Genomic DNA, 26,137 nt, shown 5'->3' on the forward strand with positions numbered 1-26,137 from the left:
AACGGACGGCGAACGGGGGCATGTGGGGAGTTGACAGTTGCATGGGGGTCTCGGGGCGGCGGTGGCTCTTGCTTCTCGCGGTATCCGGTGCCCTGCTTCTGGGCAGGCCGTGGACCGCCTGTGACGTGGGAGTTGTCGGCGTACACCTCTTTTTGCGCAGGGCAGTACAGCCGAAGGTGCTCAGCCCGGTCGACCGTGACGAGGAAGCTCGGCGTAATCGGGAGGCGATACGGGCGGCGGGTACGGAACACTTCCCAGAGTGATCACGATGCAGCCCGTCCTGGAGATGGACGCACCTGACGGCTTCGATCTTTGGCCTGTCGCTGACTTCGAGCCGTTCAGCTTCCTGCGCCTCAGCGGTGAGCTCTCACCCGCCGAAGTAGGGGCGGTCGTGATGCGCATCGCCGACTACAACGGGGTCGACTCGGATGACGATCACATACCACGGCTAGCCAACGCTTTCGGCTCTTTCTTGCGCGGACTGCTCACGCTTGAGAACGACATCGTCGCGCCGGGCGGTCTGCGAGTCATCGACACCTCCACGAGCGTCACCTTCCTGCCTGGCTGCTGTGACGGGCTGGAGAGCTGGCGCGACTGGCATCGGTTCGCCGACGACGGTAACCCGCTCGGATTTGGCCACTCTCCCGTGTCACCGCTTGCGGAGCGCTTCGGCGGCATCGTCAGACTCACTGTCAACGCAGAGCAGCGCGACAGTCCGGTGATCACACTGCCCATCACCGAGCTCCACCACCTACTCGCCGGCGCCGAGCGCGACTTGGCTGACTTCCTCGCGCTGGCAGCCGACTGGGCATTCGGGCACTTGCCTGACTACTGCGCTCCCGTCACAACGGCTCTCGCCCGCGTTCTCGACCTGCCCGGTCCGGCCGTCCCACCAGAGTCGTAGGACGGCCGGAACCGCCACCCCAGCCACGAAGGCAGGGCCAGGGAGAGGCGTCGCGGGCGATGCAGTGAGTACGTTTGCGTGTACCTACCTGGGTACTTCATGACGTGACGCCGACAGGAGTAGGCAACGCGGCCAACAGCGGTTTCCTCTTTGTAGTTGCACCGGCTCCGCTGTGATGTTCTCCAGGTCCTTCAGGATGAGCAACAGGTTGAACGGCTCGAAGACGAACCCGATGCGGTCCCGGCGCAACGGGATCAGCTGCGCCCGCCCGGAGGCCACCTCTCCTCCCCCGGCCTTTCCGGGGCGCGGGCAACAGGGCGCGTCCCCTATAGGACTTAATCCGCAACGTGGGCTATCTTGTGCGCGCTGTTGTTTGCGCCGCAACAAGGTGAACTCCCCTATCTCGGATCAGCGTTCGCGTTCGCGGGATATCGAGTCGACCGGCGTGAGAGCCTTCGCCACCCCCACACTTGAGCGGAGTTCGTGTGACCGGCCATCACCTCCTGCCTCGGACGAGTGCCACTGCTGGCCAGGCGGGCTGCGGTGCGCAAAGTGGCACGCATCCAACCCGGATCGCGCCCCCACGCGGTGCTCGCCTGGAAGGCGGAACGTGATGCGCGGCGGTGGGCGAGGGCTGCGGCCCCGCAGAGGTGAATCACCTCTGTCCGCAGTCCGCCTCGATGCCCGAAGTAGCTGACGCTCCTCTCTTCAGCGGTGATGACAGGCCTTTTCAGCGTCGTCCGCGCCGGCTACCCGTTCGGCTTGCGTCACCGCACTCCCCCCTCCGCACGTAGAAAGCACTCGTAGCCAGTGGTCACCTCTCTTGACAGCGACCGACCGGCCGGTCGGCATGCTGCTGTTCCTCCTGGAACTCTCTTCCGCAGGATCTACGCGCCACGCGCCTGCGACGCGCTCGCCTTCTCCATGTCTACCTATGCCATGCCACTTCTGGTGCTCGCCACGACCGGGTCGACCCGGCTGACAGGACTGGCCTTCGCGCTGGAATGGATTCCACGGGTTGCGGCCTTCGGGGTGGCCGGTGATGTCGTGGACCGACGCGGCGCAGCCATCGTGTTCTTCTTCGCCTCTCTGGGGCGGGGAGTGCTGGTCGCAGCTGCCGGCGTCGCACTCGCCCTGGTGGACCCGGGCACGGCGGAAACCGTCACCGTGATGGTATTGGCCGCAGCGACCGGTGCTCTGACCCAGTTCAGCTTCATCGCGAACGAAGCCCTGGGCGGGATCGTGAGCCGACGGGAGAACACGCAGGCGCACAGGGTTCAGGCCGTGTTGATAGGCATCGATCAGACGGCCACCCTCGTCGGGCCGGCGCTGGGAGGGATCCTTCTCGTGGCCGGTCCGAGCCGCATGCTCGCGGCCTTGAGCCTTTTGTCTCTTCTGGCGGCCGTACTTGCGCTGCAGACCCCGCCCACCCCTCTCCGCGCCTCACGGCGCGACGGCGCGCGGTCGCAGACGGGACTGGCGGTTGGATGGCGCACCTTGCTGGCGATCCGCCCTCTCTGTCGACTGGTGGCGGGATTGGCGGTCTCGAACCTGGCTCTGGCCCTGCTGCAGTCCGCCAGTCCGATCATCGTTGTCGAGCGCTTTGGGTTGTCCTCCGCGGCTGCTGGCACCCTCTGGTCCGTTGCTGCGGCCTCCACGCTTGTCGCGATCGCCGTCTGCAGGATCGCCCTCAACCGGCTGAGTCTGTGGGGAGTGGGAGCGATATGTTCCTGCGTCGCGTCCGCTGCCTGTCTCGCCCTCGCCGAAGCGCCCACCTACGCCGCCTACGTCGCGCTCATGGCGCTGTTCATGGCCGCTGACGGGGGCCTGGCCATCGTGCTCCGCACGGTGCGCTCCCACCTCATTCCTGCAGCCGTCTTCGGGGCCACGCTCTCCGTGACCATCCTGCTCCTGCTGTTGCCCTTCCCCCTGGCCGGGCTCGTGGTGGCTCTGACTCCCCCGGCCTCCCTCGGCCACGTGGTGGCGGTGTGTGCCGTGTTGCAGGTTTTCGCACTCGGGGTGGCCTTCTCCACGTTGCGCACCCATCCGGCGCTCCGCGCTGGCGGCGATGCCACGCCGATCACGCGGTGAGCACCCGAATGCCGGGGGCCCCAAATGGCGTCTTGTGCAGGGTTCGGGCGACCCGCACCGCCTGCCCGGGGCTCCGGGATCTGCTGCCGTCGGCCCGAATGCGCCCGCCGTAGACCGAGCGCAGCAGCCCGGCCCCGCTGCCGTCGTCCTGGGGAATGAGTTTGAGCTTCAGCACTGGCCAGCCGGCCAGTGCCCGCTCGTACGAGGTGTTCCTCGTCCGGGCGGGCGCCGATGGACTGGGCCGTCGGCGCGCGAGCGGCAGGCCGGCCGGGCCCCACAGCCGGTACAGGGGCTGCGCGCCGGCCTTGCCGAGCAGGTCGTGCAGCGCCATAGGGAGCCGGCCCAGCACGCGACGCAGTTCGTACGGCGCCCCGGCGTCCGCCAGCAGCGGGGCGCACGCGGCTGCCAGCTCGGCCGAGTCGGCGCCGCGCGCGGTGCTGTACCCCCACAGGTCCTTCCAGGTCAGCCCGACGACGCTCTGGTGCACCTCCGTGGAGACGCCGGTGTTGCTGACGAACGGTTCCTTGAGGCCCCTGGACAGGGTGCAGTGGATGAACCTCATCCCAGCGCCTCCTCGAAGGCGGCGACGACGGCGCTCGCCTGGCGGAAGGTCAGCGCGCGGGAGCCTTCCGGCTGCACGGGCACCGCAAGCTCGAGTGGTGCCGTCCGCCTGGCACGCCGGTGCTGGGCCGCGTTACGGCCGTGCCATCTATTCACTCGATCGAATGCGGATGTCTGCCCCGGTTCTCCTGGGTCTACACGAGGTAGTTTCGGCGCGGCATACTCGGCATGTAGAACCCGGAGAACCGGGCAAGAATCTGCCGGAAGGCCTCATGAAGATCACGATAGAGGGCGCCTCAGAGGGATTCGAGCGGAAACTGCTCGACATTCTCACCGAGCACCGCCACGAATTGACCGTCACCGCGGACACCGACTGGAGCGTCGAGCGGGCCGAGCGCTACCTGCGCTCGCTTCCCGCCGGCGCCCGCCGGTTCGCCGAGCTGGTCGTCGTCGACGGCGACGGCTACATCGATGCCGACCGACTGCGCCAGGTGCTGGGCAAGCTCAACGGTCCGACCGTCGCCCTGTCCCGCGCCATCCCGCGCGGCGTGCGCGAGGGCTGGTGGCCGGAGGGCACCCGCGCCCCCATCACCGCGGTGTACGACCCAGACAACCCCAGCTGGCACAAGAACATCGCTTACCACATGGACCGAGAGGCCGTGCTGCCCGTCTTCCGGGAGGCCCTCGCTCGCATAGCCACCACGCGGAAGGCCGCCGAGCAAAGGGGTGGAGACAAGAGTGCCGGTGCCCGGTAAGGCGATCCCTCCAGCGCGCTTGCACCCACGCCGGGCTGGGGCTCGCTCGATGACGTACCGCGCGTGCTGCTCACCACCAAGGACGAGGACCAGTGACGGGCAGAGGTTGGGGGGCTAACCCTGCGCTCCGTGATAGTCGGCGCGGCTCGTTCAACTGGCGGGCCGCACCAGCTTGATGGAGGTCACCTGTGTCCAGCGCCCGCGGCGCTGCCCGCTCCATTCGCATCCCGGAGTGAGGCACCCATGTTGCTGTCGCTGCTTATCGCTGCCGTGACCGACATGCTCGGCGCCCTCAGTGCCGCCCTGTGATCGCACTCGCTAGACCCGCATGGCGCCGCCTGCCGTTCTACCGATCACCGACTAACCGCACGTCTCGTCGCTACACCCTGCTGCGCACCGTAGGCCCGGACGGCGCGCCGATCCAGTTCGAGACCGCCCTGCCCACCGGCGAGGCCATGACCCGACGGGTGAACAGACACCCGCAGCGCATCGAGCTGAGCAATGCCCTGCTCGGCGACGGCACCTTCGATGACGCCCGCGCGGCACGGGCGCAGCTGGCCCGCGAGCGTGAGGACCTGCGCTCGACCGACCGCGAGCAGATAGGGGCCGCCCGGGCCCGCTACGCACAGCTGGCCCGCGAGGTCTTGGCGGGATCGTGTGATAGACCCCGCTGAAGTCGCGCTTTACCGCCTTCCCCGCGAGTGGGGACAGGACCAGTTCTACGTCGCCGTGGCTGCGCAGCCGGGCACTGGGGAGGCCTTGACGCGGTCCGCCGACGGCGACCCGTTTAGGGTCCACGGCTCCGGTGAAGGCGCCGACTCCGGGGATCATGCCGAGCCCGACCAGACCTAGCTGCGAGGCGATCATGCGGGTCGGGGAGGGGGACGCGGGCGGGGCGGCGCCCACCGGCGAGTCCGGCACTGCCGCGGCTGCGGCCACTCCCGCGTTGGTCTCGTGCTGGCGCTGGCGATAGGTGCAGTTTGTCGAAGCCTTTCAGCGCCTGGCCCTGCTGGGCGAACTCCTGAGGACATCGCGGAACGCGCCGACCTCTCCCTGCCGCCCGATGAAGCCGGTGGAACGCCGTCTCCCAATCAGTTCCTGCCTCGACGGCCCCCGCCCCGCCATTGTCAGACCCTTCATGATTGGTACGCCACCGGCCGTATGCACGTGCCGTCGCATGGGGCGGATCCCGTCCGGTGAGCTCAGGGACTCCCGCGGGCTCGGCCCGGGATGGGCGGCTCCGGGAGCTGTCCGGGGCGTCCCCGCCGTGCGAGTAGCCCTCCCCGCACGGGTGTCCGCGCGGTGCGTTGATGCTGTAGCAATGGCCGGCCGGTCGCCGTTCTTCCGGCGTGCCTTGTCGGCTGCCCTAGCGAACTTTCGCCGATGCAGTTCCGACTGATGTGTCTCGTCGAACGGCGGCCCGGCCTCCGCGTGCAGCTGTCCCGTCTCAGTGAAGGTGAACCACGTCGGGGCTGTGACCAGCGATGAATCGTGTTGAGTGAGACGCGGTGCGGCGCGGCGTCTCACTCAATCTGAGGTCTGCAGTCCTGCGCTGCTTCGCGCTCGGCAGCGAACTCGTCGAGGAGCTCGAAAAGGACCTTGATCGCGTGCTGTTCGTCCTCAGGCGGAAGATCCCAGAAGTCGTCCCAGCCGTTCGGGAGGGCTATGTGGAGGACCTGGCCGGGCCAGGCGTGGTTGCAGTCGCGTCCACGACGGGCGACGAGCCAGTCGTGCCAGCCGGTGAGCCCGGGCCCACCGTGCCGGAGAGCATGCTGGTCATAACCGGTCAGGAACGCGGTCAGCATGTGGAAGGAGGTCTTGCCGACGAACATGCCGGGACGTCGGCCGACGCTGGCGAAGTACTCGCGTTCAGTCATCCCCGAGAGGGGCTTCATGCGTCCGCACCCTCCTCGTCACTGGCGCTGTCGTCCAGGTCTGGACGAAGCCTGCTGCGGGCCGCCTCCAGACGTTCGGAGTAGTCCGCCGCAAAGATCTCCGGCAGCGACTTGTCGAGCGTTCCGGCAATGCGGTGGAGGGGTGCCCAGACCGCCGCATCGTCGACGAGACGACTGAGGTCTGTCATCTGCACCTGCTCCAGCCAGCCCGACAGGACCAGCGCCTCATCCGGGGTGAGCTTGATGATGATCTCCGGATTCTCCACCGCTCGAACATAGTCCGTCGACCATGCATTGTCAGAGGTGCCTGGCACAGTGCCGCTGTGGACATTGATTCCTTCTGGGGGCTCATCGAGGAGTGCCGGCGTCAGGCGCAGGGCCCGGACGAACGGCTTGCGTGGCTACGTGGCGAACTGTCGCGAAGGTCGCTGGCTGAGGTCCTGCAGTTCCAGGTGCGCTTGGACGAGGTGACGCACGAAGCGTTCACCTGGGACCTGTGGGCAGCGGCGGACCGGATCTTCGGCGGATGGTGTTCCGATGACGGCTTCTGCTACTTCGGCCTGTGGATGGTGGGGCTTGGCAGGGATGCCTTCTCACGGGCAGTGGCTGATCCGGACTCCCTGGCCGACGCCCCGGAGGTGCAGCGCCTGGTGGGCCGTCCGACGGAGATGTGGAACGACGAGTGGCCCGGGTGGGAGTCTCTCGACTATGTCGCGATGGAGGCGTACGGGGTCCTGACCGGTGTAGAAGATGACTGCGGCCGCGTTTTATGCGGCTGTCGAGGCCGAACAGGGTGATGGAGAGGCCAGTTCAGGGCCGCTCGGTCAGCGGTGGGACGTGCGACGCGAGGACGAGGCAGCACGCAAGCTGCCGAGACTGAGCGTGATGTTTCCTTGTGAGCGTTCGCTTAAACGAGTCGGACGGCGTCGCAGGTGCATCAACGGGAAGCGGTCGGCCCGTGGGCCTCGCCGAACGCGCCTTCTCCTCACCAAGAGATCATGTGAGCGTGCTGCTGTGGATCCGCGCCTACGACGGCGAGAGCGATGTTTGGTCGTACTTCGAGCTCGACGGCGAGGAATGGGCCCTGCGCCAGGTCGACCTGCAAGGACCTCAGCGCCAGCCCGTGACCGCAGCCTCGCTGGCGGAGGTCATCGAGATCCGTGACCGTGGCGACCTCGCTGCCATGGCGGCCTACGAGCGGCAGTACGGCGTCCTCGCGGAAGGCGCACTGCGCGGATGGCAGGAAGCGCACGGCGCTGCCGAGATCACCCGCCGAGAATTCGAGTCGACGTGGGCCGCTGTGCGAGAGACCCTCGATGCGGATCGCACCGAGGAGACGACTTGATCACGGAGTACCAGCAGAAGCTGCGCGAGCGCTATCTCACCGCTACCGTCATGCCGGCTCCCGAGCCATGGCAGCCGGTGATGGACCGCAGGACTCCCATCGGGGGCCTACTCGGTATTGGATTCGCCGTCCATCCCGACAGTGGACACGACCTCATCATGGTCGTGTCCAGCGACGGCCATGGACTCTTCGACGCGGTCACCGGCGAGAAGATCGCTCGCGACCGGGACCCTGCTCCGGAAACGAGCACCCCCGACGCCCACCCGGACCTCACCTGCCCTGGGCTCGGCCCAATCGCGGGCGCCCCGGTACGCATAGCCGGACTCTTCGGCGGTGGCCTGCACAGCACCACGCCGGACGGTTGGACCCTGGACGTCGTCAGCCCCGAGTGGCCCCACGATCGCGTCATCCTCTCCGCCAACGGCGGGTCCCACAAAGGACCGGCGGGAGGGACGTGGTGGCACGTCTTCCACTCCGAGTACTCAGAACTCCGCGCGGCCGGGTTCTCTCCCTCCGGCCTGACCCTGGCGGTCGCCACCAGCAGCGACCTCACACTCTGGACCCGGCCGGGCCTCCACTTCGACGACTGAGCGGACTGCGGGACAGTAGGCGGAAAGAGGACAGATGGACCGGGCGGAACTCGCCGGGATGCTGGGCGACCAGACCACGGCCTGCGAAGCCGCCAGGGAGGCGCTTTTCGCCGGAGGCGACTTCGTCGTATGGGACGGCCGCGTTCCCAGTCAGCAGCTTGCCAGCATCTACGCGGCTCGTCTCCGACGGGCAAGGAAGCGAGGTGCTGAGACTCTCGCCCTGCCGTCCACCGTCGACATCCTCACCCGGCTCGAAGCCGCTCAGGTCAGGATCGGCTGCATCTTCTCACCGGACCGGACGTGGGCCTTCATACTCTTCCTCTCCGACGACGCCGACGCAGTCCTCGCCTGTACGGGAGTCCGCCGAGCTGAGCGGTGACAGTTGTCCTGCTGACTTGTCTCACTCGACCTGAGCAGTCTGTTGTCCCGGCTACGTCTTTTGGGGGTGCTGGTGAGTGCGCCAGAGGCGTCTGAGGGCTTCGAGTTCGGTTCGGGGGAAGTGCTCGCCCCACTTGCCCCGGTAGCCGCTCTCTCCATGGGCCTGTGCGACCTCGTCGAAGCAGCGGATCACAGCGCGGGCGAGTTGCTTGATGCCCAGCTGACTCGACCAGATCTCGGTTCCCCTGTTGTCGTGATCGCTGCCGTCGCGCAGTTCCAGCACGCGGATCCAGACGTCGTCGCCTTCGCGATAGAAGATCCACCGGTAGGCGGTCGGTTCGGCCTCGAACTGGACACGGGTCTCCGTCTCCCCCGCGACGAGCCGGGCCACCGCGGTCAGGAACTCCTCGGGCGCACTTGTGATGTACGAAGCGGTGAGCTCGGCCTTCGCGTAGTGATCCTCAAGGGTGCAGTCGACCCATCCGTGTGTAGCCAGCACCCAAGTGATGCGCATGCCCGATGTCACTGGTGCTCCTCGGCGAGGAAGCACTGGACGTCGGCGGCCAGGGCAGTCATCTGCTCGCCGGCCTCAAGCCACGTGGTTGCCGAGGCGCTCCAGCCGCCAGCGGCCCTCGGCCAGGGTCGCAAGGTCCAGGTCAGTCCGACGTGGCCACCGGAACGGAAGACGGCCGACACCGTTAGGTCTCGGTCGTTGGTCTGCCAGCTCCGTTCGCCGTCCCATCCCCGGTAGTCCGCGGCCAGTTCTTCCAGGAACGCGGCGAGATCGCTGTCCCAGATCCAGGCGACGACCTCGTTGACGCGAGCCGTCAAGCCGGGGGCCCGCAGCTCGACGGCATAGTGCACGGAGTCCGCGTCGAAGCTGAACCGATCACAGAAGGTCACGGCGACGAAGGTGTTGTCCTGGCAGCGGATGGTCACGCTGGCCTTGTCGTCGGGGTCGGCGCCCAGGGAGGTCATGGGCGGAACGCTAAGCCAGCGTCGCGTTCGACGTCATCGGGATTCTCCCCTTTCGGGGCTATGCCTTCCTCAACTTGAGCCACAAGGCGAAGAGCCGTGGGCCGTGTTGCCTCCGGTGGGGTGTTCTGCGGCGTTTTGGATGGTGTGTGCGATGACGCGGAGCTGGTGCATAAACCAGGGCTTGGCCGTTGTGCGCAGAGGGTTCTCGTTGGGGAGCCGGCGTGTGAGCTCCGTGTGGAAGGCCCGGAAGTCTTCCTCGTTGCTGGACATGGCCAGGCGGCGCCAGTGAGGAGAGGCGTAGAGGGCCATGGTCGTGACGATCTCCGGATAGACCGCGGCATAGCGTTTGGGGTCCCAGGGCCGGACGCTGCGGGCGGGGCGGGGTTGGAGTCGGACGAGCCGTTGGGAGCGCTCGCTGATCCTGTAGCCGTGCTGCATGAGGACGTGCCAGAACAGAGAGATTTGCGCGTAGCACGGGTTGAGCACGTGGGGGCCGTGGCGGCGAAGGAGCCGGTAGTGGCGCTGTTGGGCGGCGACGATCTCGGGGAGGTCGGCGAGGTCGAACTGGGTGGCGGGGGACTCGACGGCCCGGCCGATCCAGAGGCGGTGGGGGACGCAGACCTGGTCGTGGTGTTTCGACATCCAGACCATGACGTCCTGGTCCGGGTTGCCGGTCCTGCGGGCGGCGCAGCGGCGGCAGGCCCACCGGATGGTCGCAGCGAAAGGGCCCTGCGGGAGGTTCCACGCCTGTTTATCCCAGCGGGGGATCGCGTGCCGGATGCTGGTGCGGGGCTGCCCGCTGAGGACGCTGAGCTGGTCGGTCGGGTCCAGGCAGGAGGTCAGCCAGAGGGAGGGCTGCTGAAGGCGCCGGACGGGCATTGCGTTCGCCGCCGCGAGCCGGTCGAGGAACGATGCCTCGGTCTCCTGCGGGAAGGGCTTCAGGGGACGCGGCAGCGGTCGGAAGACGATGGGTTCGAACCGTGCGCTCATCCGGCCGCCCTGCGCGGTTCGGGCGGGCAGTCGGATTCGCTGTTGTGGTCGATCCGGATGTCACGCAGGGCGGCTTTGGTGATGCGTTCGCTGCCGTCGAGGATGGCGGAGACGGCTGCGGCCCGGATCAGGTGGGACAGGCTTCCGATCATGCCGCCGGTGCGCTGGTGCAGGTACTTCGCGAGCTTGACCAGGGCGCCGTTCTCGTGCCGGTGCAGGCGGAGGGTCGTTTCCAGGGAGGCGACCAGTGCCTGCCACTCCGCGCTGGGAGGGAAGGCGCCGGTGCGCACCAGGATGCACCGGCCCCCGAGTTGCTTGCCGCGAACCCCGGTGAACAGGCCGGACTTCTCGACGTTGATCCCGGCATAGACAAACGTCGCGGGCAGGTGTTCGGTGAAGTACTTCAGATGGTCGGAGAGATCCTCGCCGGCGGTGGTGGCGTGGTTGAGCAGGTGGATCTCGTCGACCAGTACCAAGTCGGTGCGGGCCTCGATCATCACCTGGCAGACGGTGCTGGTGACGTCGATGGTGTTGTGCCGCGGGCCGATCACGGGCAGGCCGAGGAACCGGGCGAACTCCATGGCGAGTTTGCGCGGGGAGCCTTTGGGCGGGGCGGTGATGTAGACGACCGGGATGCGGTCGCTGCCCGGGTAGCGCTGGCGGATACGGAGTTCGTGGGTGCGGCCGAGTTGCTTGAGCCCGGTGGTCTTCCCGGTCGTCCACTGACCGGAGACGATCATGCCGCGGCGGGCGCCGTGCTCACGCTGGTTGAGCAGGGTCAGCAGCCGTCCCTGATGGGCGATCTCCTTGACTGTGGACGTGCGCACGACCTGGAGTTCTGAGTGGTAGGCGATGCGGGCCTCGTCGTAGGTCTCCCGCAGCTGCGGAGACAGATCCTGCCACTGCTGATCGGGCAGCAGATCGAAGAGGGCCGGATCGGCCTCTATGAACCGCCGCCAGCCCTCCAGCCGGGTGGAGGGGTCGGTCCGGTCATCAGGCAGACCGGTCTCATCCCCGCCCGGCTCCGCAGCGTTCACCACCACTTCTCTGCCTCCTTGCGCGCATCGAAGATCTCCAGCGGGACGACGTCGTCGTCATCCGCCGGGTCCGGCTCCGGCGCGGGCGCCGGCCGCGGCCAGGCGGGCTCGCTGGTGGCCCGGGTGCGGGCGGCGACCTTGCGGTTGCGTCGCCGGGCCGGCTGGCCCCCCGGCACCGCCCGGCGGCCAGGCTCGTGATCGGGGCCGTCCGAGGCCCGGTCCAGCAGCTCTGCCGCAACCTGTGCGACGGCATCCTCGTCCGGCTTGCGCTGCCCGCGTTCGGTCAGGATCTGGTGGGCCCGGTCGAAGACCAGCTCGCCCATCGGGATAGGAGACGTGCGCAGGTGGCGCCAGGTCGCGGTGATCCAGCCCGTGCCGTGATGGTTGCGTACCCAGACACAGGAGATGTCGTAGGGGTCGTAGTGGACCTCCCAGAGCTTGCCGTCCGGACCCGCGCCCGAGGGCTGACGCCGGAAAGGAGCTAGTCCGGGAGCGTCGTAAGTGCGGTTGTTGATCCGCACCCCGCTGCGGCCGATGACCCGCCACTCACGGGGCATCAGCTGGACGTACTCCTCCGGGCTGAGCGCAACGGGGACGTATCCGGCTGCTGACACCAGCGCGGCGTACTTCTCGTTCGGGCTCAGCGGCCGGTCCGGCATCAAGGGATCGCGCAGCCCGTCGTGCGGCCTGGACTGCCAGACGACGATCCACTCCTGGAGAAGTTCCTGGAGCTCGTGGATGGACCAGGCCGCCTGCGCGGCCGGGTCCTTTCCCCGCATCTCGGCACTGCGTCCGGTGTAGCCGGCCACGTACTGGGCGAACATCGTCGACACCGAGCCCAGCGTCCGCTCGATGTGCGGCCTGTCGGTCGGGGTGTCCGGGTGCGCGGGCTGGAACGAGATCCCCAAGTGGCGGCAGGCGTTGCGGAAGTTGTCCGAGATGAACGCCTTGCCGTGGTCGCTGACCACCGTCTCCGGAACGATCACCGGGACCGCGGCGGCCTTGTCCAGCCGCTCGTCCAGCGACAACAAGGAGGCATAAGGCAGCACGGAACGCGACATGCGCAGAGCGTCGGACCAGCCGGGCCGCACCGGTTCCGGTGTCATGGCGCGTGCCAGCAGCAGCGCGGCATCGACCGCCTTCGTCGACGGCCGCAGCACCACTGCGGCCAGCGTCCGGGTGGCCAGATCGATCAGCCCGGTCAGTTCGCAGCGGTCCACCGTCCCGTCATCGTGGATGACCATGACGTCCAGCGGCGTGGAGTCGATCTCCATCACCTCGCCGGGCCGGGCCGCCGTCAGCTGCCCGAACATCCGCTTCGGCTGCTTGCCCAGCGAGCGGCGGGTGCGAGCTGAACCGAACAGATGCTGCCCGGTCGAGACCGCTGCCAGCAGACGGTAGAACGCCGCCCGGGACGGCATCCGGACCGCCCCGGCACCGTGCTCGGCGGCCAGGAAGCGTTCGACGCGGCGCCGCAGCACCTGCGCGGAGACGGTCGGCTCGTCCGTCCGGCTGCCCGCGACCTTCGCGATCGCTTCGACCACCCGGGGATCGGCCCGGCTCGTGCCGGTGGCGGGCTTGCGCAGCCTGCCGTCCACCAGGCCCGCCACCCCTTCGTTTTCGAAGCGGGACCGCATCCGGCGCAGCGTGCTCAGCCCCAGCTCCTCACCGCAGTCCCGCAGTTCGGCCAGCTTGGTCAGCTCCCGCTGGCGCAGTGAGTGCACGGTCGGGTCGTACTCGGCCCGCATCGGGGCGTTGGTATTGCCGTCCGGACGGCCGGTGAGCAGTTCGGTCAGATGCCGCCGCCACCACTCAGCCCGCTGTGCCGCTTCCTCCGGCAGCCCCTCCAGCGCCCCGGTCTCCGGCAGCGGCGGGCGGCTCAGTGAGGTGCTGAGCACGGTGAAACCCTCCGACGCCAGCAGGTGTCCCAGCAGCACGACGCTGGCGGCCTGGGCGTCGTCGACCAGCCGCACCGAAGTGCCGTGCAAGGCGGCAACCGTGTGCTCCCGCCCGTCGTAACGGACCCTGTCACCCAGCGACAACAGCCGCGGACGCGCCGGCATCCCCACCCACCTCCTTCGCGACCACGGGCACCGGGCGAACCTGCGTTGCCGCCGACAGCAGACCGCCCTCCAGATCCACCGCCAGTTCCCGGCGCCAGATCAGATGGAAGAGCACCGGGAGTACGGCGATCGGATCGCCCACCGCCCGGACCCCCGCCCACAGACCCCGAGGCCGGGTGAATGCCGCCCGTAACTCCGCCGCCACGGGCTCTCGTCGCACCCGCGGATGCCGGTAGCCCGACAACCAGCGCAGATTCGCCGCCAGCACCGGATCGAGCACACCCACCCGCTCAAAACCCCAGCCGACCCGTGCGCAGGCCGCTGCCGTGACCTGGAACTTCCCCGCGTCCTCGGGCTCGATCCGATCGTCGGGACGCACGTCCAGCACCACACCGGTGCCGTCTCGACGGCGCACGAAGTAGTCCGGCGTATGGCTGATCCGCCGAGCTCGGCCACCGGACCGCCACGAGAGCCGGAACGGCTGCGACGCCATCGCGACCACATCCGGATCACAGTCCAGCCGCATCAGCTGACCGAGCTCCACCCACGACTCGTAACCCACCAACTCGGCACCCGTGGCAGCCCAGTACCAACCGGCGAAATTGCGCTGTCCCCGGTACGACGGGAACGTCCGCACCTGCCCGGCCGCCTCGAAACGCGTCGGCCACATCACCTCAAGCGGCCCCTCATGCGGGTCGCCGCCGGCGTCGACGTACTCCAGCCAGAAGTCCTCAGCCTCCACCAGCCACCCCCACCCGGTGCTGACCATGTACGACGACCGTAGACAGCCAGGCTCGGCAGCGGCTCAGGAAGAGCGAGACAGAACAGCAGATGGCCAAGGTTGACTGAGACACGCACTCCGATGGCTCGGATAGACCGAGATTGGCTCCCCTTCAGCGAGACAGGTCAGTTGTCCGCGGACAACAACCGGCGCGTTGGTGTGCTGGTGGTGGTTCCAGCCCCCACAGGTAAGTAAGGTAGCGCCATGACCGCTCCATACGACCCGACCGATCGGGAAAAGGTAGTAGCCAAGCTGCCTTCTGAGCTACGGAAAGAGCTCAAGGTCCGTGCCGCCGAGCTGGATACCGACATTCAGGACGCCGTGACCCAGGGCGTCGAGGCATGGAGAAAGACCACGAGCCGCCCACCGGTTGACACGACCGGCGGCTCGTCGTTCGCGACCTATCTGCCGGCCGGGCTCTACGACAGGTTGAAGAAGCACTGCAAGTCCCGCGGTATCTCCTACAACCAGGGCATCGCCCAGTCGGTGCGGCTCTGGCTGGATGAGCATCCTTCACCGCGGCCCAAAGCGCAGCGGGTCACTGGGGCGCGGCGCATCATCTTCGGCAACCAGAAGGGGGGCGTGGGCAAGACATCGGTCTCTGCTGGTGTCGCGCAGGCCCTGGCGGAGTCCGGTCGTCGCACCCTGCTGATCGACTTCGATCCGCAGGGGCACATGACCAAGCAGCTTGGCCACCCGTTGATCGAGATCGAAAGCCCCAGCCTCGCCAAGCACATGCTCGGTGAGGTCAAGGATGGCGCCCTCAGGGATCTGCTGGTGCCCATAAAGGGCGGCGACTTCGAGGACCATCTCTGGCTTCTGCCTGCCTGCAAGGACGCCTTCCTCCTGGACGCCAAGCTGGCCACGAGCCGTTTTGTGCGGATCAAGGAAACAGCGCTCGAGAAGGCCCTGGAGCCTCTGGAGCACGACTTCGACTTCATCGTCGTGGACTGTCCTCCGAGCCTCGGCTACAGCATGGACACGGCTATCTACTACTGCCGTACGCGGGAAGGTGAAAAAGAGAACACCTCGGGCATCGTCATCCCGGTCTTGTCCGAGGACTCGTCAGCTGACGCGTACGACATGCTCGAAGAGCAGATCCAGGACCTCATCGAGGACATGGACATCGGCATCGCGCAGCTCGGCTTCGTGGTGAACATGTACGACAGCCGCAAGGGGTACGTAGCGACATCGTCCCTGGAGGCTTGGCAGAAGATCGGGGAGCCACCGGTGCTGGCCATCGTCCCGGAACTGAAGGACCAGCGGGAGGCGGTCCGGGTGAAGGCACCGCTGTTGGCGTACGCCCCCTACGGCGAGCAGGCGGAAGCAATGCGGACCATCGCACGGAGGATCAGCGGATGAGCGTCGCCGACCGGCTGGGGACCGGCTCTTCTTTCGAACGGCGCAGCCGCAGTGCCCGCGGCCGTGCGAAGGCAGTGACCCAGGGAGATGTCCCCGTATACGAACTGGTTCGGCTGCGGCTGGACGAGGTCTCCCCCACTCCCCTCAACCCGCGCCGCAACTTCGGTACGGACGAGGAAAAGACGCGCTTCGGCGAGGAACTGCGCCACGCACAGCTGGCCGCGTGTGTCGCCGTGACCCGGGCCGCCTATCTCGCACTGTGGCCCGACCACGACGAGCGGATCGGCAGCGCGGCTCACGTCCTGGTCAACGGTGAGCGACGCTTCCACAGCGCTGTCCACGTCGGCTTGGAGGCGTTGGACTTCGTTGTCCGCGACGATCTGGCCTCCAGCCGTGAAGCGTTCATTAACCACTTGCTCAAGGAAAACCTTGAGCGGGAGGACTTTGACGTGATCGAGCGGGCTCGCGGTGTGGAGCAGCTCGTAGCCGTGTGCGCGGAGGCAACGGAACGCGGTGCCAGGACGCGAGCAGCCGAGCAGCTCGGCAAGGACCGCTCATGGGTGACCAACCAGCTAATCCTGCTGGAGCTGCCGGCAGAGCTGCAGGCCATGCTCAGCGCTGGCACCCTGCCTGAACGTGACGGGCGAACGCTGGCCCGGTACTCCAAGGACAACCCCGAACTAGGGGCAGCCGCGCTGCTGGACCATCTGAAGGCGGAGAAGGAAGCCGCAGCCCTGGCCAAAGCAGAGGAACGCCGACACTTGCAGGCGCTGCGTTCTGGTGGAGGCACTCCTTTGTTGTCCGCGGACAACAAAGCTGAAGGCCAGAAGCCACATACAGGGAACCTGGCACCAGCCGATGCAGCAGCGGACGGCACAGACCGCAGCTTGTTGTCCGCGGACAACAACGGCTCCGGACAGCCAGCGCCCTCACCCAGCGAAGGAAGTCTGTTGTCCACGGACAACAAACCCGACGGGCCTGTACCGGATGCGGCCAAGCCCCCGGCCCAGCGCAAGCCGACGCAGAAAATCGCCCAACCCGCACCGCCCGCCGGCATCACCACCCCACCCGACTCCGAAACTGTGCCGGACGGAGTGGACAGCAGCGGACAGCCACGTCGACTCCCGTACGACGACGCCTTCTACGTCGTCAATCACCTGCATCTGAAGATGGAGCCGCCGGTCTTCGCTGAGAGCGCCCGTCTGTGGCTGAGGATTCTGCGGGAGCAGCAGCCCGACGCCTACCGCACCCTGCTTGAGGAACTGACCCAGCCGGAACGACACGCCTAAGACGCCGACAGGCACTAAATAACTGATCGTTTCAGAATGAGTTGAGCTGCGGGTCTGTGTCCGACGATCTTGGTCGGCAGGGTGTCCGGGTGCGTGCTGATCTTGTTCCTGACGATCTGTGGGAGCGGGTGGCTCCGCTGCTGCCGCCCGCTCCCGAACGCCGCCGCCGGTATCCCGGACGGCTGCGTGTTCCCGACCGTATGGCGCTCGCCGGAATCCTGTACGTGCTGCGGACCAGTGTCGCGTGGCGCGATGTCTCGGCCGAGACCGTGGGCTCTCCGGGGTGACGGCCTGGCGCCGGCTGCGGGACTGGACCGAGGGCGGCGTCTGGCCACGCCTGCACGCCGTTCTGTTGGCCGAACTCCGCCGCGCGGACTCGCTGGACCTGGACGACTGCTCCGTGGACGGCTCTCATGTCCGGGCCCTCAAAGACATCTCAGGGGGATAAGAAGTCAAGAGAGACCGCGAGTCTTGATCACCACTGAGGCCGCTGATTGGCTGGCCGACATGAATGATCTCGGACCCGTGGCGTGGCCGCCTGCACCGATCAAGACCGAGAGGCTCGTGCTGCGTGAGCCCGAGGCCGGGGACCGTGCGGCGTTCATCGAGCTGCATGCCTCGCCGGAGGTGCACACCTACCTCGGCGGCCCCCGCCCGCGTGACGAGCTTGAGCGTGAAATGCCCGAGGTGCCCGGGCGGCGGCCCGGGATTTTCGTCGTTGATCTCGAAGGGGCGATGATCGGCCAGATCCTCCTCAGGAGAGCAACAGAGCACCTTTGCCCCCCTGCCGTGGGGAAGGTCGATCTCGGCTACCTGTTCCTGCCGCGGGCGTGGGGATTCGGGTATGCCGCCGAGGCATGCGCGGCGGCACTGGACTGGCTCGAAGACGTCCTTCCGGGTGAGCCGGTAGTGCTCGCCACCCAGACCGCCAACGTCCGTTCGATGCGCCTCGCGGCAAAACTGGGCTTCACCGAAGCGGAGCGGTTCCGGGCCTGGGACGCCGATCAGTGGCTCGGCCTGCGGACCCCGGTCACGCCCTCTGACTGAGTTCGCGCAGTTGCTTGCGGCTAGAGACCTCCCGCACAACCGATGGCGATGCGGCGGGGGCCAGCGGGCAGGTCGGCGTTGTCGGTGGGTTGGCGAGGAGCTCGCGGGCGCCGGGCGTGTTCAGGACGACGTCCTGGAGGCGGGGGTTGAGGCCGTCGAGGTCGAGTATGTCGCGGGCGGCGGCCGGGTCGCGGAGCCGGTCGCGGACGTCCTCGATCCGGTCGGCGGCGGGAGGGGAGAGCCGTCCGGGCCGGTGGGCAAGTGCAGGTAGCCGAAGTGGATCGGGCGTAAGGGTGCCTCCTGCTCTGGGTGAAGGGCAGGAACGTGCGGGAGCGCCGCGCCCGGCCTGTAAGGGCAGGGCTCGGCGCTCCGGGGGTGGTGCTACTCGGTGGAGGCGTTGGTGACCACGAGGAACTGGTCAGTGGGCAGGTCCATCACGACGTGAGCGTTGGTGCCCTGGGCGCGCTGGGCGGCGGCGAACTTTTCGGCCGGCCAGGAGCCGCGGGGGCCTCCGGCGGGGAACCGCTCCAAGACGGTGCGGGCCTGCTCGAGAGCAGTGGCCATCAGGCGTCACCGCCGTTTACGCGCTCGTGGATGTCGATGAGGGTGGCGATGGCGTCGGGGTTGTCCGCCTCGCCGACCCACTGCCCGAGCGCGGTGAAGACGGGCACCTGGTCGCGGTCGGCGTCGAAGATGACGCAGTAGTCGCCGTAGCGGTCCATCACCATGTCCCGCAGGACCGGAATGAGTCCGGTGTCCAGGACCTCCAGGGCGTCGACGGTGAGCCGGGCGGGCTCGCTGGGTGCGGGCGGCTGGACCAGGGTGCCGGTGACGCGCAGCAGGTCGCCGGGCTGTATGCCGTTCAGCAGCTCGTGGGTGATTCGGGGGTCTCCGCTGGTGCAGGTGACGACCGTGTCGGGGGCGTCGTCGGCGAGCGCGTCGATGTCGGCGGGTCGGACGATCAGGTCGAACGTGGCGGCCCCGATGCGTGCGCCGGGGGCGGGTATCGCGTCGACCCAGCCGTCGACGGCGCAGTGCTTGGTGTCCATCAGCTGGCCTCCGCCAGGGGGTCAGTGGGGCGAGGGGAGCGGGGTCGGGTGGTGCGCTGGGCGATGTCCAGCAGCTCGCGATTGCGCCGCTGCTGGGCGGGCGTGAGCGGGCGGGCCTTCACGCCGCCGTGGCGGTGCCAGAGCGGGGAGGCCGGTGGCTCGGGGTAGGCGAGGGCGTGGTCGACTTCGCGGTCGGTACTGCTCATGGGTCCTCCAGGTGGAGGTCAGGCGTGGTCGCCTTGGCCCTTGGACTTGGGCTTCGGCGTGAGGTCGGAGGCGAACCGCCCGAGGCGGGCCTCCACGGGGTGGGCGATGATCCAGTCCTCAGCGCATGCGTGCAGGGGAGGTCCTGCCGGCGGTCGAAGTGCTGGCCGTCGCGCCGAGAAGTTCGCCGGGAGCCGGAATCAGACCTGGCTCGAAGGGCGTCTTCTGCTTTGTGCGTCCCCTGCGGGTCACGGCCGGAAGTTGGGCAGCTGCTGAAACACGCGGTCCAGCAGGTCCGGTGTCGGCTTCCAGGGCACGACCTGCCCGCGTACGGGGACGGGCAGGGGCAGCTCCTGGACGTCGTCGAGCACCAGGTGCCACGCGCCTGGGTACGCCCACTCCGAACAAGGGGGCGCTCCGTCGGGGTCCTGGTGGCAGTCGGTGATCCGGGCGATGCCGACCACCGCGCCAGTGACCAGCTGGCGGCCGCGGATCGTGCGGCCAATCAGCGGGATGCGCAGGGCGGGCTGGTTGATGGTCTTGCTCGTGTGCAGCAGCACCCAGCCGGTCCTCCACCGGGCGGGCCGGTTCTCCACCGTCTTGGCCCCGGCGAGAATGCAGGCCACGTACGGCTGCCGGATGCTGATGCCGCGGATCCAGTCGCCCTCGGGCAGGGCCGCGGGGCTCATGCGGCGCGCCCCCACACGCCGGTGCCCGGACGTCCGGCCCGGCGGCCGTTGATGGACGACACGGTGGCGTGCGCGGCGGTGGCGAGGTGAGCGCGGCCGGAGTGCTTGCCGTCGTACAGGGCCGCGTCGGCCGCCCTCTGCAGGGCGGTCAGGTCGCGGGTGCCGATCACGTCCGGCGTCGCGGCGCCGACTGAGGCGGCGACGTCGACGGTGCGGCCGTCGTCCAGGACGACCGGCGTGTGCAGCATCCGGACCAGCTGCGCCAGGCGCTGTTCGCGGCGGGTGGCGGGCAGCTCCAGGACGACTGCGAACTCATCGCCTCCGAGCCTGCCAACAGACGCGCACGGGCCTGCCCACGCGGTGAGCCGGGCGCCGAAGGCCGTGAGGACGGCGTCACCTGCTGGGTGGCCCATCGTGTCGTTCACGGCCTTGAAGTGGTCGGCGTCGACCATGACCAGGGCCGTGTCGTCGCCGTGGCGGGCCAGGAGTCGGCGGGCGCGGGCGGTGTAGGCGTCGCGGCGCAGCAGGCCGGTTAGCGGGTCGCGCTTCGTCGCGGCGAGCTGCCTGTGCAGCGCGACGGCATGGACCGCCCAGCCAATCAACGGCACGGCGGCGGTCGTCAGTAAGAGGGTGCGCTGGCCGATCCGGCCCTGAACGCGCAGGAGGGACGACATTACTTGGGTTCTCCGTCTCGTCTCGTACGGGATGGGTGGGCCCGGGACAGCCGTCAAGCCGCCAAGCAAGTGCGGCTGTCCCAGGGCGGAGCTACAGCGCGTAGTCGCTGCGGGTGGTCCAGCTGACGGGGTTGTGCCAGAGGCTGGCCTTCGCGGCGGGCCACTCCATCTGCCAGCCGGGCCGCAGCCCGCGCGCTCCCCAGCTGTCCGGCTGCTTGCCGGGGATCTCGAGTCCGGCCGTGTGCGCGGCGAGGGCGGCGTCGTACACCTCGTGCGCGCGGCGCAGGGCCGCGGCCGGGGAGTCGGCGACGCCGGTGAAGACGTGCACACCGTGCCGGTCGGGGTGGTTGGTGTCGTGTATGGGGACGTCGACCTAATTCCCCTAATTCCCCTGGAAGGACGGCCGGGCCAGCACGATGGGGCGTGGTGCGTTCGAACAGCGGGATCGTCACGCCTTTTCCCATGCGTGGCCTGTAGGCCTCAGCGGAGAGCGGCGGGCGGTCCTGCGCTCCATGTGGTGGTGGTCAGGCGGGCGCCGATCGGATGCCTAACGTCAACCAGGGCAGCAAGCACTCCTACGAGACTGGCGACGGTCGGCGCCTCACCTGGCCACCACCACTCGATCAACCGTGGTGCGCTGCGTGGGCACCGGGTGGACATCTCACGTCGACCAGGCACTCGCATGCCCTCTTACGAGACCGGTGGCGCCCGGTGTCCTCGAGCACACCGCGGCTGGCGGTTGTTGGCGCCCGCGGGCGTCGGGCGGACGACTTTGGTTCACACGTCCCTGTGAGGGCTGATTAGGAAGAGCGCTCGCCGCCCGGCGCCTCGGGACGTCAACACCCGCCACTTGATCACTCGTTGGAGTTGGTGGTGCGAGCCCGCCACACGGTGACCTCTTGTGAAGCCTGAGCCCTTGAGCTCCTGCCAAGACCGAGGCCCGTGAGGCGAGCTGGTGCCACGAACAGCTACTGAGGTGGCGGACCAGCCGTAGGGCGGAGTCCTGGAATTAGGTCGCTGCGTGGCCCGCATGTGCTCGCGACCAGCACAACAACGTCATGGGGAAGGAAGACCTTGATCTACTGCGGAATCGACTGGGCCGAGCGGCATCACGACGTCGCCCTGGTCGACGACAGCGGCCAGTTAATCGCGAAGCTGCGCATCACCGACGATGCCGTCGGCTACCGCACCTTGCTTGACCTGCTGGCCGAGCACGGCGACACCGAGCAGGCGCCGATCCCGGTCGCGATCGAGACCTCGCGCGGCCTGCTGGTGGCTGTGCTGCGGACCGGGAAGCGCAAAGTTTTTGCGATCAACCCGATGGCCGCTGCTCGCTACCGCGACAGGCATAGCGTGTCGCGCAAGAAGTCCGACCCTGGCGATGCCCTTGTACTGGCAAACATCTTGCGCACGGACATGCACGCTCACCGTCCCTTGCCTGACGACAGCGAACTCGGTCGAGCGATCGCCGTGCTCGCCCGCGCCCAGCAGGACGCGACGTGGAACCGTCAGCAGATCTCCAACCAGCTCCGCTCCCTTCTGCGCGAGTACTACCCTGCCGCGCTGGCCGCCTTCGAGCCTTGGAGGAACGCTCTCTGCCGACGGGAAGCACGGGAGATCCTGAGGGTCGCCGCCACGCCGACCCAGGCTGCACGGCTCACGCGCACGCAGCTGCAGGCCGCGCTGAAGCGCGCCGGTCGTGAACGGAGCATCGCCACCGAAGCGGACCGCATCCGTGACATCTTCCGGGCCGAGTGGGCCCACCACTCGCCGCTGGTCGAAGAAGCCCTCGGCAAGCAGATGCACGCCCTCCTGGTGCAACTGGAGGCGGCCTGCACGGCTGCCGACGACCTCGCTGGGGCGGTCGAAGATGCTTTCCCTCAGCACCCGGACGCTGACATCCTCCTCAGCTTCCCCGGCCTCGGCGTCCAACTCGGCGCCCGGGTGCTTGCCGAGATCGGCGACGACCGCAATCGCTTTGCCGACGCCCGCGGCCTGAAGGCATACGCAGGCTCCTCACCCATCACCAGAGCCTCTGGGAAGAAGTCAAGCGTCTCCCGGCGATGGGTGAAGAACGACCGGCTCAACCACGCCGGCTACCTCTGGGCCTTCGCTGCCATCACTCGATCACCTGGGGCCAAGGTGCACTACCGGCGGCGCCGCGACCACGGGGACTGGCACTCTGCGGCTCAGAGGAACCTCTTCAACCGCATGATCGGACAGCTCTACTGCTGCCTGCAGCACAACCGGACCTATGACGAGGCCGTGGCCTTCCCACAGGCCGGTGCCGCCGCACAGGCGGTTGCAGCCTGAATTATCGAGCCTTCACCGAACAACGCGAATGTCTGGCAACACCGAGGCGTCCACGCCTTCCCGGGCGAGAACGGTCCGCGCCAGTTCCCGGACAGCACTCCACCCGGGGTCGCTGCCAAGAGCCGCTGTCGTCCACCGGTTCGTGGTTTCGTCGCGTGTCATCCCGTCGAAGATCGAGTCGATCACCCGCAGGTCGGGCAGCGAGTCACGGCCGAGGAGCCCTTCCTCCACCAAGCGCTCGGCCATACGGAAGGCGTGCTCGAAATCGAGGGCGATCTCGTCCGTCACGACACCGTGTTTCTCCAACCACGTTGTCTGGTCCGATGCCGGTGCCGCCATCACCGTCAGCGACTCGATCAGGAGGCGCCGGCGAAACGAAGAACCGTGAGTATCCACAGCGGGATCATCCCACTCGTCTCGGAGAAAGATCCGCCTGTTCGACCGGCCCCCAGCAGCCGACTTGACCCGTTAACCGCCTGAGGTGTCTCGTAGATCCGCAGGTGCATGACGTCCAGCTCCTCTCGCTGTTCGGTGGTGAGGGACCACCGCGACCGCCCCGGCCTCGAACAGGGAGGCCTACTGGCTGCCGCCGAGCGCACCCGGCCCGGAGATCTGATCCCCGACACCGCCGGAACCTTGCGCAGAGCCGTCGCGCCCAAGGCCGCCGGGCACCTGGCCTGGGCCGAGGAGACCTCGACCGGGCGGCGGCGGAACCTCACCTACGAGGAGACCGAAGCCTTCTGGGCCTTCGCAGCGATCGAGGTCCTGCGCCTGACCGGCATCCGCAACGAGGAGCTCCTGGAGCTGACGCACCACAGCATCACCGAATACCGGCTTCCCAGCACTGGCGAAGTCGTGCCCCTGCTATAGGTCGCACCGTCCAAGACCGACAGCGAACGGCTCCTGCTGGTCAGCCCGGAACTGGCGGACGTCCTCTCCACCATCATCCGCCGCCTGCGAGGAGGCAGCGGCGCGATCCCGCTGGTGACCTCCTACGACGTCCACGAGCGGGTCTGGAACCCGCTGATGCCGCTGCTGTTCCAGCGCAATATCGGCACCGAACACCGCGCGTTCACCCCGACCGCGCTCCGGAAGCTGCTGATCAACGCGCTGGCTGCCACCGGCCTGACCGCTGCCGGCGGTGAACCGCTCGTCTTCTCCCCACACGACTTCCGCAGAATCTTCGTGACCGACGCCATCATGAACGGTCTGCCACCGCACATCGCCCAAGTAATCTGCGGACATCGGAGCCTTGACACGACGATGGGCTACAAGGCGATCTACCCGGCCGAGACCATCGAGGCCCATCGCGCCTTCATCGCCCGCCGCAGGGCCACCCGACCCAGCGATGAGTATCGAACCCCCACTGAGGAGGAATGGGACGCATTCCTCGCGCACTTCGAGAAGCGCAAGGTCTCCATCGGCACCTGCGCTCGTGCCTTTTCAAGCCCTTGTATTCATGAACATGCTTGCGTTCGTTGCTCGCTCCTCCGGCCGGACCCGGCCCAGCTCGGCCGGTTGGAGGAGATCCGCGGCAACCTCATTGCCCGCATCGCCGAGGCCGAGCGCGAAGGCTGGCTGGGAGAGGTTGAAGGGCTCCGTGTCAGCCTGGCCGGAGCGGAAGACAAACTCGCGCAGATCACCAGACGCGCCGCCAGTGCGTCGGTCGCCCTCCCGATGCCGACCCTCCGAAGGGAGCCGTGAGCATGCCCGGGATGACGGCGCCTGCGCCAACTGGACGGAGCGTTGGTGTTTCGCTATGCACCGGAGGACAGTCGGCTCACGGCCTGGGCCCATGGCTGAGGCTCGACCAGGTCGTCCCTGTCGAAGGCGTCCTCCTCGAACCAGCCCGTCCCCGCGAGCCATGTCTCCAGCCACGCTGCGAGGCTGGCGGAGTCGAGGAACCAACACTGCTCCCACGATCCGCCGCTGTACGGGTTCGGCTCGAAGAGCAGGACCTGACCGTCCTCACTGAGACAATCAACGCCTGCGTACATGGCACAGCCCCAGGTCAGGATCGGTACGACGCCTTCGGGCCACTCCGGGTGCTCCACTCCAACGGACGCCTCACGTCGCGTCAGGTATTCGCCAACGACGCTGGAGCCCGAACCAAGCAGTGGCAACAGTCGGTAGTCAGGGCCGAAGCCTCCGTCAGCGACCTCGCGATACAGGCGCGCAAGTAGGGGATGCAGCGCGATGCCCAGTTGCCCCTCGGCCTCGGCAATCTGGGCTTCGTCGACAGGCGCGGGAAGGTCCTTGCTGTCCGATGCGGCCCGGGTGGCAACGCGTCGCACGAGGTCATCAATATCAGTCATTGCCGTGATGCTGTCAGAGCTCACTGACATGTCGACGGTCAGGGCCGCCGGGCGGACAGGTGGGCGACAGGAAGTTCAGAGAAGCCTGCATCCGCTGCCCGATGCTGAGCATCAACCCGAAGATGTTGCCCCGCCTGGACGAACTGGAGGAGGACCTCCTGGCCCGCCGCGAACGCGCCGTCGCCGAAGACTGGCGAGGTGAGATCGATGGCCTCGATCTCACCCTCACCTTCCTGCGCAGCAAGCGAGAACAGGCCTGTCGCTTTGCGCGAACCGGGCCGGTCCCGCTCGGACTTCCCGCAGTCCCTCACCAGAATCCCCAGCTCACAGGAGGGTGATCAGGAGAGCGGAGGCCAGAAGCGCTGTCTGATGCAGGGCCTGATCGGTCAAATACATGCCGTTCATCCCCGCTGCCTTCAGCTCCGCGAAGCCCTTCGACCCGATGTGCTGCAACAACCAGCGCACCGGCCATCGGCGATCGAAGAACGCATGCGTCACCGCAGACAGAGCAAGCCCTGCGGCCAAGCCGGTCCAGGACATCTGGAGCGGAAGAACGGCCCAGACCAGTGCCAGCATCATGGCCATCACCAGGTGGTACTGGGCTACGTGTCCCAGGCACGCGCCCCAGCCCCGCCGCGGGCTCACCCCGTCGGCGACCTCGGCCGCCGACGGCGCCGCCTTACCCTCGGCCTGCTGGTCGGTCTGCCCGATCACGTGGTCAGCGAGGTTGTGACCGACGGAGAGAACCGCCCACACCGCCCCGAGGGTCGCCAGGGTCGCGATCTGCTCGATGGAGGTCATCGGGCACCTCCTGCCGCCGTCAGGAG

General features: G+C 67.9%; 33 protein-coding genes and 1 pseudogene. 16 read left to right on the plus strand and 18 right to left on the minus strand.

The features are described 5' to 3' along the window. Nucleotides 1-268 precede the first annotated feature (268 nt). Entirely contained in the window at nt 269-904 is a 636-nt protein-coding gene (locus ACZ5Y0_RS28040; protein ID WP_469131538.1) for a hypothetical protein, read from the plus strand. Between the two features lie 810 nt (nt 905-1,714). Then, on the plus strand, nt 1,715-2,995 hold the full coding sequence (locus tag ACZ5Y0_RS28045) for an MFS transporter (protein WP_469131471.1): 1,281 nt from the start codon (nt 1,715-1,717) through the stop codon (nt 2,993-2,995). Here ACZ5Y0_RS28045 and ACZ5Y0_RS28050 read toward each other — a convergent pair. Then, nucleotides 2,985-3,557 carry a hypothetical protein gene (locus tag ACZ5Y0_RS28050; RefSeq protein WP_469131472.1) on the minus strand — a complete coding sequence of 191 codons (573 nt, stop codon included), beginning with the start codon at nt 3,555-3,557 and terminating at the stop codon, nt 2,985-2,987. The genes ACZ5Y0_RS28045 and ACZ5Y0_RS28050 overlap by 11 nt on opposite strands. A gap of 271 nt (nt 3,558-3,828) precedes the next feature. Here ACZ5Y0_RS28050 and ACZ5Y0_RS28055 point away from each other — a divergent pair, with 271 nt between their 5' ends. Continuing rightward, nucleotides 3,829-4,311 carry a hypothetical protein gene (locus ACZ5Y0_RS28055; protein WP_469131473.1) on the plus strand — a complete coding sequence of 161 codons (483 nt, stop codon included), beginning with the start codon at nt 3,829-3,831 and terminating at the stop codon, nt 4,309-4,311. A 305-nt stretch (nt 4,312-4,616) separates the two neighbouring features. Next, on the plus strand, nt 4,617-4,985 hold the full coding sequence (locus ACZ5Y0_RS28060; RefSeq protein ID WP_469131474.1) for a hypothetical protein: 369 nt from the start codon (nt 4,617-4,619) through the stop codon (nt 4,983-4,985). A gap of 849 nt (nt 4,986-5,834) precedes the next feature. Here ACZ5Y0_RS28060 and ACZ5Y0_RS28065 read toward each other — a convergent pair. Both ACZ5Y0_RS28065 and ACZ5Y0_RS28070 read right to left on the minus strand, forming a co-directional pair. Continuing rightward, nucleotides 5,835-6,206 carry a hypothetical protein gene (locus ACZ5Y0_RS28065; protein WP_469131475.1) on the minus strand — a complete coding sequence of 124 codons (372 nt, stop codon included), beginning with the start codon at nt 6,204-6,206 and terminating at the stop codon, nt 5,835-5,837. After that, nucleotides 6,203-6,472, minus strand: a complete 270-nt coding sequence (locus tag ACZ5Y0_RS28070) for a hypothetical protein (protein ID WP_469131476.1) — start codon at nt 6,470-6,472, stop codon at nt 6,203-6,205. Before ACZ5Y0_RS28070 ends, ACZ5Y0_RS28065 begins: the two co-directional genes overlap by 4 nt. A gap of 57 nt (nt 6,473-6,529) precedes the next feature. Here ACZ5Y0_RS28070 and ACZ5Y0_RS28075 point away from each other — a divergent pair, with 57 nt between their 5' ends. The 4 genes from ACZ5Y0_RS28075 to ACZ5Y0_RS28090 all read left to right on the plus strand — a co-directional run bounded on the left by ACZ5Y0_RS28075 (nt 6,530) and on the right by ACZ5Y0_RS28090 (nt 8,520). After that, nucleotides 6,530-7,003, plus strand: a complete 474-nt coding sequence (locus tag ACZ5Y0_RS28075; protein ID WP_469131477.1) for a DUF4240 domain-containing protein — start codon at nt 6,530-6,532, stop codon at nt 7,001-7,003. 161 nt (nt 7,004-7,164) lie between these two features. After that, the gene (locus ACZ5Y0_RS28080) at nt 7,165-7,551 is read left to right on the plus strand and encodes a hypothetical protein (protein ID WP_469131478.1); all 387 of its coding nucleotides are present in this window, start codon (nt 7,165-7,167) and stop codon (nt 7,549-7,551) included. Then, nucleotides 7,548-8,141 (plus strand): hypothetical protein, encoded by a 594-nt coding sequence (locus ACZ5Y0_RS28085; protein WP_469131479.1) that lies wholly within the window; start codon nt 7,548-7,550, stop codon nt 8,139-8,141. Before ACZ5Y0_RS28080 ends, ACZ5Y0_RS28085 begins: the two co-directional genes overlap by 4 nt. A gap of 34 nt (nt 8,142-8,175) precedes the next feature. Then, nucleotides 8,176-8,520, plus strand: a complete 345-nt coding sequence (locus tag ACZ5Y0_RS28090) for a hypothetical protein (protein WP_402576122.1) — start codon at nt 8,176-8,178, stop codon at nt 8,518-8,520. A gap of 51 nt (nt 8,521-8,571) precedes the next feature. Here ACZ5Y0_RS28090 and ACZ5Y0_RS28095 read toward each other — a convergent pair whose 3' ends face one another. The 6 genes from ACZ5Y0_RS28095 to ACZ5Y0_RS28120 all read right to left on the minus strand — a co-directional run bounded on the left by ACZ5Y0_RS28095 (nt 8,572) and on the right by ACZ5Y0_RS28120 (nt 14,356). Then, on the minus strand, nt 8,572-9,033 hold the full coding sequence (locus ACZ5Y0_RS28095; RefSeq protein WP_469131480.1) for a hypothetical protein: 462 nt from the start codon (nt 9,031-9,033) through the stop codon (nt 8,572-8,574). Nucleotides 9,034-9,041: 8 nt separating this feature from the next. Beyond that, nucleotides 9,042-9,497, minus strand: a complete 456-nt coding sequence (locus ACZ5Y0_RS28100) for a DUF6228 family protein (protein WP_469131481.1) — start codon at nt 9,495-9,497, stop codon at nt 9,042-9,044. 69 nt (nt 9,498-9,566) lie between these two features. Then, the gene (locus ACZ5Y0_RS28105; protein WP_469131482.1) at nt 9,567-10,487 is read right to left on the minus strand and encodes a hypothetical protein; all 921 of its coding nucleotides are present in this window, start codon (nt 10,485-10,487) and stop codon (nt 9,567-9,569) included. Next, complete coding sequence (locus tag ACZ5Y0_RS28110; RefSeq protein WP_469131483.1) at nt 10,484-11,530, minus strand: ATP-binding protein; 1,047 nt, start codon at nt 11,528-11,530, stop codon at nt 10,484-10,486. Before ACZ5Y0_RS28110 ends, ACZ5Y0_RS28105 begins: the two co-directional genes overlap by 4 nt. After that, on the minus strand, nt 11,521-13,587 hold the full coding sequence (locus ACZ5Y0_RS28115; protein WP_469131484.1) for a transposase: 2,067 nt from the start codon (nt 13,585-13,587) through the stop codon (nt 11,521-11,523). The genes ACZ5Y0_RS28110 and ACZ5Y0_RS28115 overlap by 10 nt, the downstream gene beginning before the upstream one ends. Then, the gene (locus ACZ5Y0_RS28120) at nt 13,553-14,356 is read right to left on the minus strand and encodes a TnsA-like heteromeric transposase endonuclease subunit (RefSeq protein ID WP_469131485.1); all 804 of its coding nucleotides are present in this window, start codon (nt 14,354-14,356) and stop codon (nt 13,553-13,555) included. The genes ACZ5Y0_RS28115 and ACZ5Y0_RS28120 overlap by 35 nt, the downstream gene beginning before the upstream one ends. A 216-nt stretch (nt 14,357-14,572) precedes the next feature. Here ACZ5Y0_RS28120 and ACZ5Y0_RS28125 point away from each other — a divergent pair, with 216 nt between their 5' ends. The 4 genes and pseudogenes from ACZ5Y0_RS28125 (at nt 14,573) to ACZ5Y0_RS28140 (ending at nt 18,066) form a co-directional block, all read left to right on the plus strand. After that, nucleotides 14,573-15,730: a ParA family protein gene (locus ACZ5Y0_RS28125; protein WP_469131486.1), complete on the plus strand. Its 1,158-nt coding sequence runs from the start codon at nt 14,573-14,575 to the stop codon at nt 15,728-15,730. After that, nucleotides 15,727-17,019 (plus strand): ParB/RepB/Spo0J family partition protein, encoded by a 1,293-nt coding sequence (locus tag ACZ5Y0_RS28130; RefSeq protein WP_469131487.1) that lies wholly within the window; start codon nt 15,727-15,729, stop codon nt 17,017-17,019. Before ACZ5Y0_RS28125 ends, ACZ5Y0_RS28130 begins: the two co-directional genes overlap by 4 nt. Before the next feature lie 89 nt (nt 17,020-17,108). After that, nucleotides 17,109-17,449 (plus strand): annotated as a pseudogene (locus ACZ5Y0_RS28135) (transposase); the annotation flags it as partial. 77 nt (nt 17,450-17,526) lie between these two features. Then, nucleotides 17,527-18,066, plus strand: coding sequence for a GNAT family N-acetyltransferase (locus tag ACZ5Y0_RS28140; RefSeq protein ID WP_469131539.1), 540 nt, complete (start codon nt 17,527-17,529; stop codon nt 18,064-18,066). A gap of 381 nt (nt 18,067-18,447) precedes the next feature. Here the strand turns inward: ACZ5Y0_RS28140 and ACZ5Y0_RS28145 are convergent, their stop codons facing one another. The 6 genes from ACZ5Y0_RS28145 to ACZ5Y0_RS28170 all read right to left on the minus strand — a co-directional run bounded on the left by ACZ5Y0_RS28145 (nt 18,448) and on the right by ACZ5Y0_RS28170 (nt 21,010). Beyond that, on the minus strand, nt 18,448-18,630 hold the full coding sequence (locus ACZ5Y0_RS28145; RefSeq protein ID WP_469131488.1) for a hypothetical protein: 183 nt from the start codon (nt 18,628-18,630) through the stop codon (nt 18,448-18,450). Next, complete coding sequence (locus tag ACZ5Y0_RS28150; protein ID WP_469131489.1) at nt 18,630-19,115, minus strand: hypothetical protein; 486 nt, start codon at nt 19,113-19,115, stop codon at nt 18,630-18,632. The genes ACZ5Y0_RS28145 and ACZ5Y0_RS28150 overlap by 1 nt, the downstream gene beginning before the upstream one ends. Then, nucleotides 19,115-19,321: a hypothetical protein gene (locus tag ACZ5Y0_RS28155; protein WP_469131490.1), complete on the minus strand. Its 207-nt coding sequence runs from the start codon at nt 19,319-19,321 to the stop codon at nt 19,115-19,117. The genes ACZ5Y0_RS28150 and ACZ5Y0_RS28155 overlap by 1 nt, the downstream gene beginning before the upstream one ends. Before the next feature lie 246 nt (nt 19,322-19,567). Then, nucleotides 19,568-20,008 (minus strand): ASCH domain-containing protein, encoded by a 441-nt coding sequence (locus tag ACZ5Y0_RS28160; RefSeq protein ID WP_469131491.1) that lies wholly within the window; start codon nt 20,006-20,008, stop codon nt 19,568-19,570. Then, a complete protein-coding gene (locus tag ACZ5Y0_RS28165) occupies nt 20,005-20,682 on the minus strand; it encodes a GGDEF domain-containing protein (RefSeq protein ID WP_469131492.1) in 678 nt (225 codons plus the stop codon). Before ACZ5Y0_RS28165 ends, ACZ5Y0_RS28160 begins: the two co-directional genes overlap by 4 nt. Before the next feature lie 91 nt (nt 20,683-20,773). After that, the gene (locus ACZ5Y0_RS28170; protein WP_469131493.1) at nt 20,774-21,010 is read right to left on the minus strand and encodes a hypothetical protein; all 237 of its coding nucleotides are present in this window, start codon (nt 21,008-21,010) and stop codon (nt 20,774-20,776) included. 746 nt (nt 21,011-21,756) lie between these two features. Here ACZ5Y0_RS28170 and ACZ5Y0_RS28175 point away from each other — a divergent pair. Next, nucleotides 21,757-22,995 (plus strand): IS110 family RNA-guided transposase, encoded by a 1,239-nt coding sequence (locus ACZ5Y0_RS28175; protein WP_469131494.1) that lies wholly within the window; start codon nt 21,757-21,759, stop codon nt 22,993-22,995. A 12-nt stretch (nt 22,996-23,007) separates the two neighbouring features. Here the strand turns inward: ACZ5Y0_RS28175 and ACZ5Y0_RS28180 are convergent, their stop codons facing one another. Continuing rightward, the gene (locus ACZ5Y0_RS28180) at nt 23,008-23,391 is read right to left on the minus strand and encodes a hypothetical protein (protein WP_024126858.1); all 384 of its coding nucleotides are present in this window, start codon (nt 23,389-23,391) and stop codon (nt 23,008-23,010) included. A 108-nt stretch (nt 23,392-23,499) separates the two neighbouring features. Between ACZ5Y0_RS28180 and ACZ5Y0_RS28185 the strand changes: the two genes are divergently transcribed. Continuing rightward, nucleotides 23,500-23,865, plus strand: a complete 366-nt coding sequence (locus ACZ5Y0_RS28185) for a hypothetical protein (RefSeq protein ID WP_469131495.1) — start codon at nt 23,500-23,502, stop codon at nt 23,863-23,865. Between the two features lie 114 nt (nt 23,866-23,979). Then, nucleotides 23,980-24,699 (plus strand): site-specific integrase, encoded by a 720-nt coding sequence (locus tag ACZ5Y0_RS28190; protein ID WP_469131496.1) that lies wholly within the window; start codon nt 23,980-23,982, stop codon nt 24,697-24,699. 53 nt (nt 24,700-24,752) lie between these two features. Here the strand turns inward: ACZ5Y0_RS28190 and ACZ5Y0_RS28195 are convergent, their stop codons facing one another. Next, nucleotides 24,753-25,310, minus strand: a complete 558-nt coding sequence (locus tag ACZ5Y0_RS28195; RefSeq protein ID WP_469131497.1) for an SMI1/KNR4 family protein — start codon at nt 25,308-25,310, stop codon at nt 24,753-24,755. A gap of 101 nt (nt 25,311-25,411) precedes the next feature. Here ACZ5Y0_RS28195 and ACZ5Y0_RS28200 point away from each other — a divergent pair, with 101 nt between their 5' ends. Then, a complete protein-coding gene (locus tag ACZ5Y0_RS28200) occupies nt 25,412-25,648 on the plus strand; it encodes a recombinase (RefSeq protein ID WP_469131498.1) in 237 nt (78 codons plus the stop codon). Here the strand turns inward: ACZ5Y0_RS28200 and ACZ5Y0_RS28205 are convergent. Further along, nucleotides 25,635-26,111 (minus strand): hypothetical protein, encoded by a 477-nt coding sequence (locus tag ACZ5Y0_RS28205; protein ID WP_469131499.1) that lies wholly within the window; start codon nt 26,109-26,111, stop codon nt 25,635-25,637. The genes ACZ5Y0_RS28200 and ACZ5Y0_RS28205 overlap by 14 nt on opposite strands. Nucleotides 26,112-26,137 lie beyond the last annotated feature (26 nt).

This window comes from Streptomyces sp. NPDC033216 (assembly GCF_055577115.1).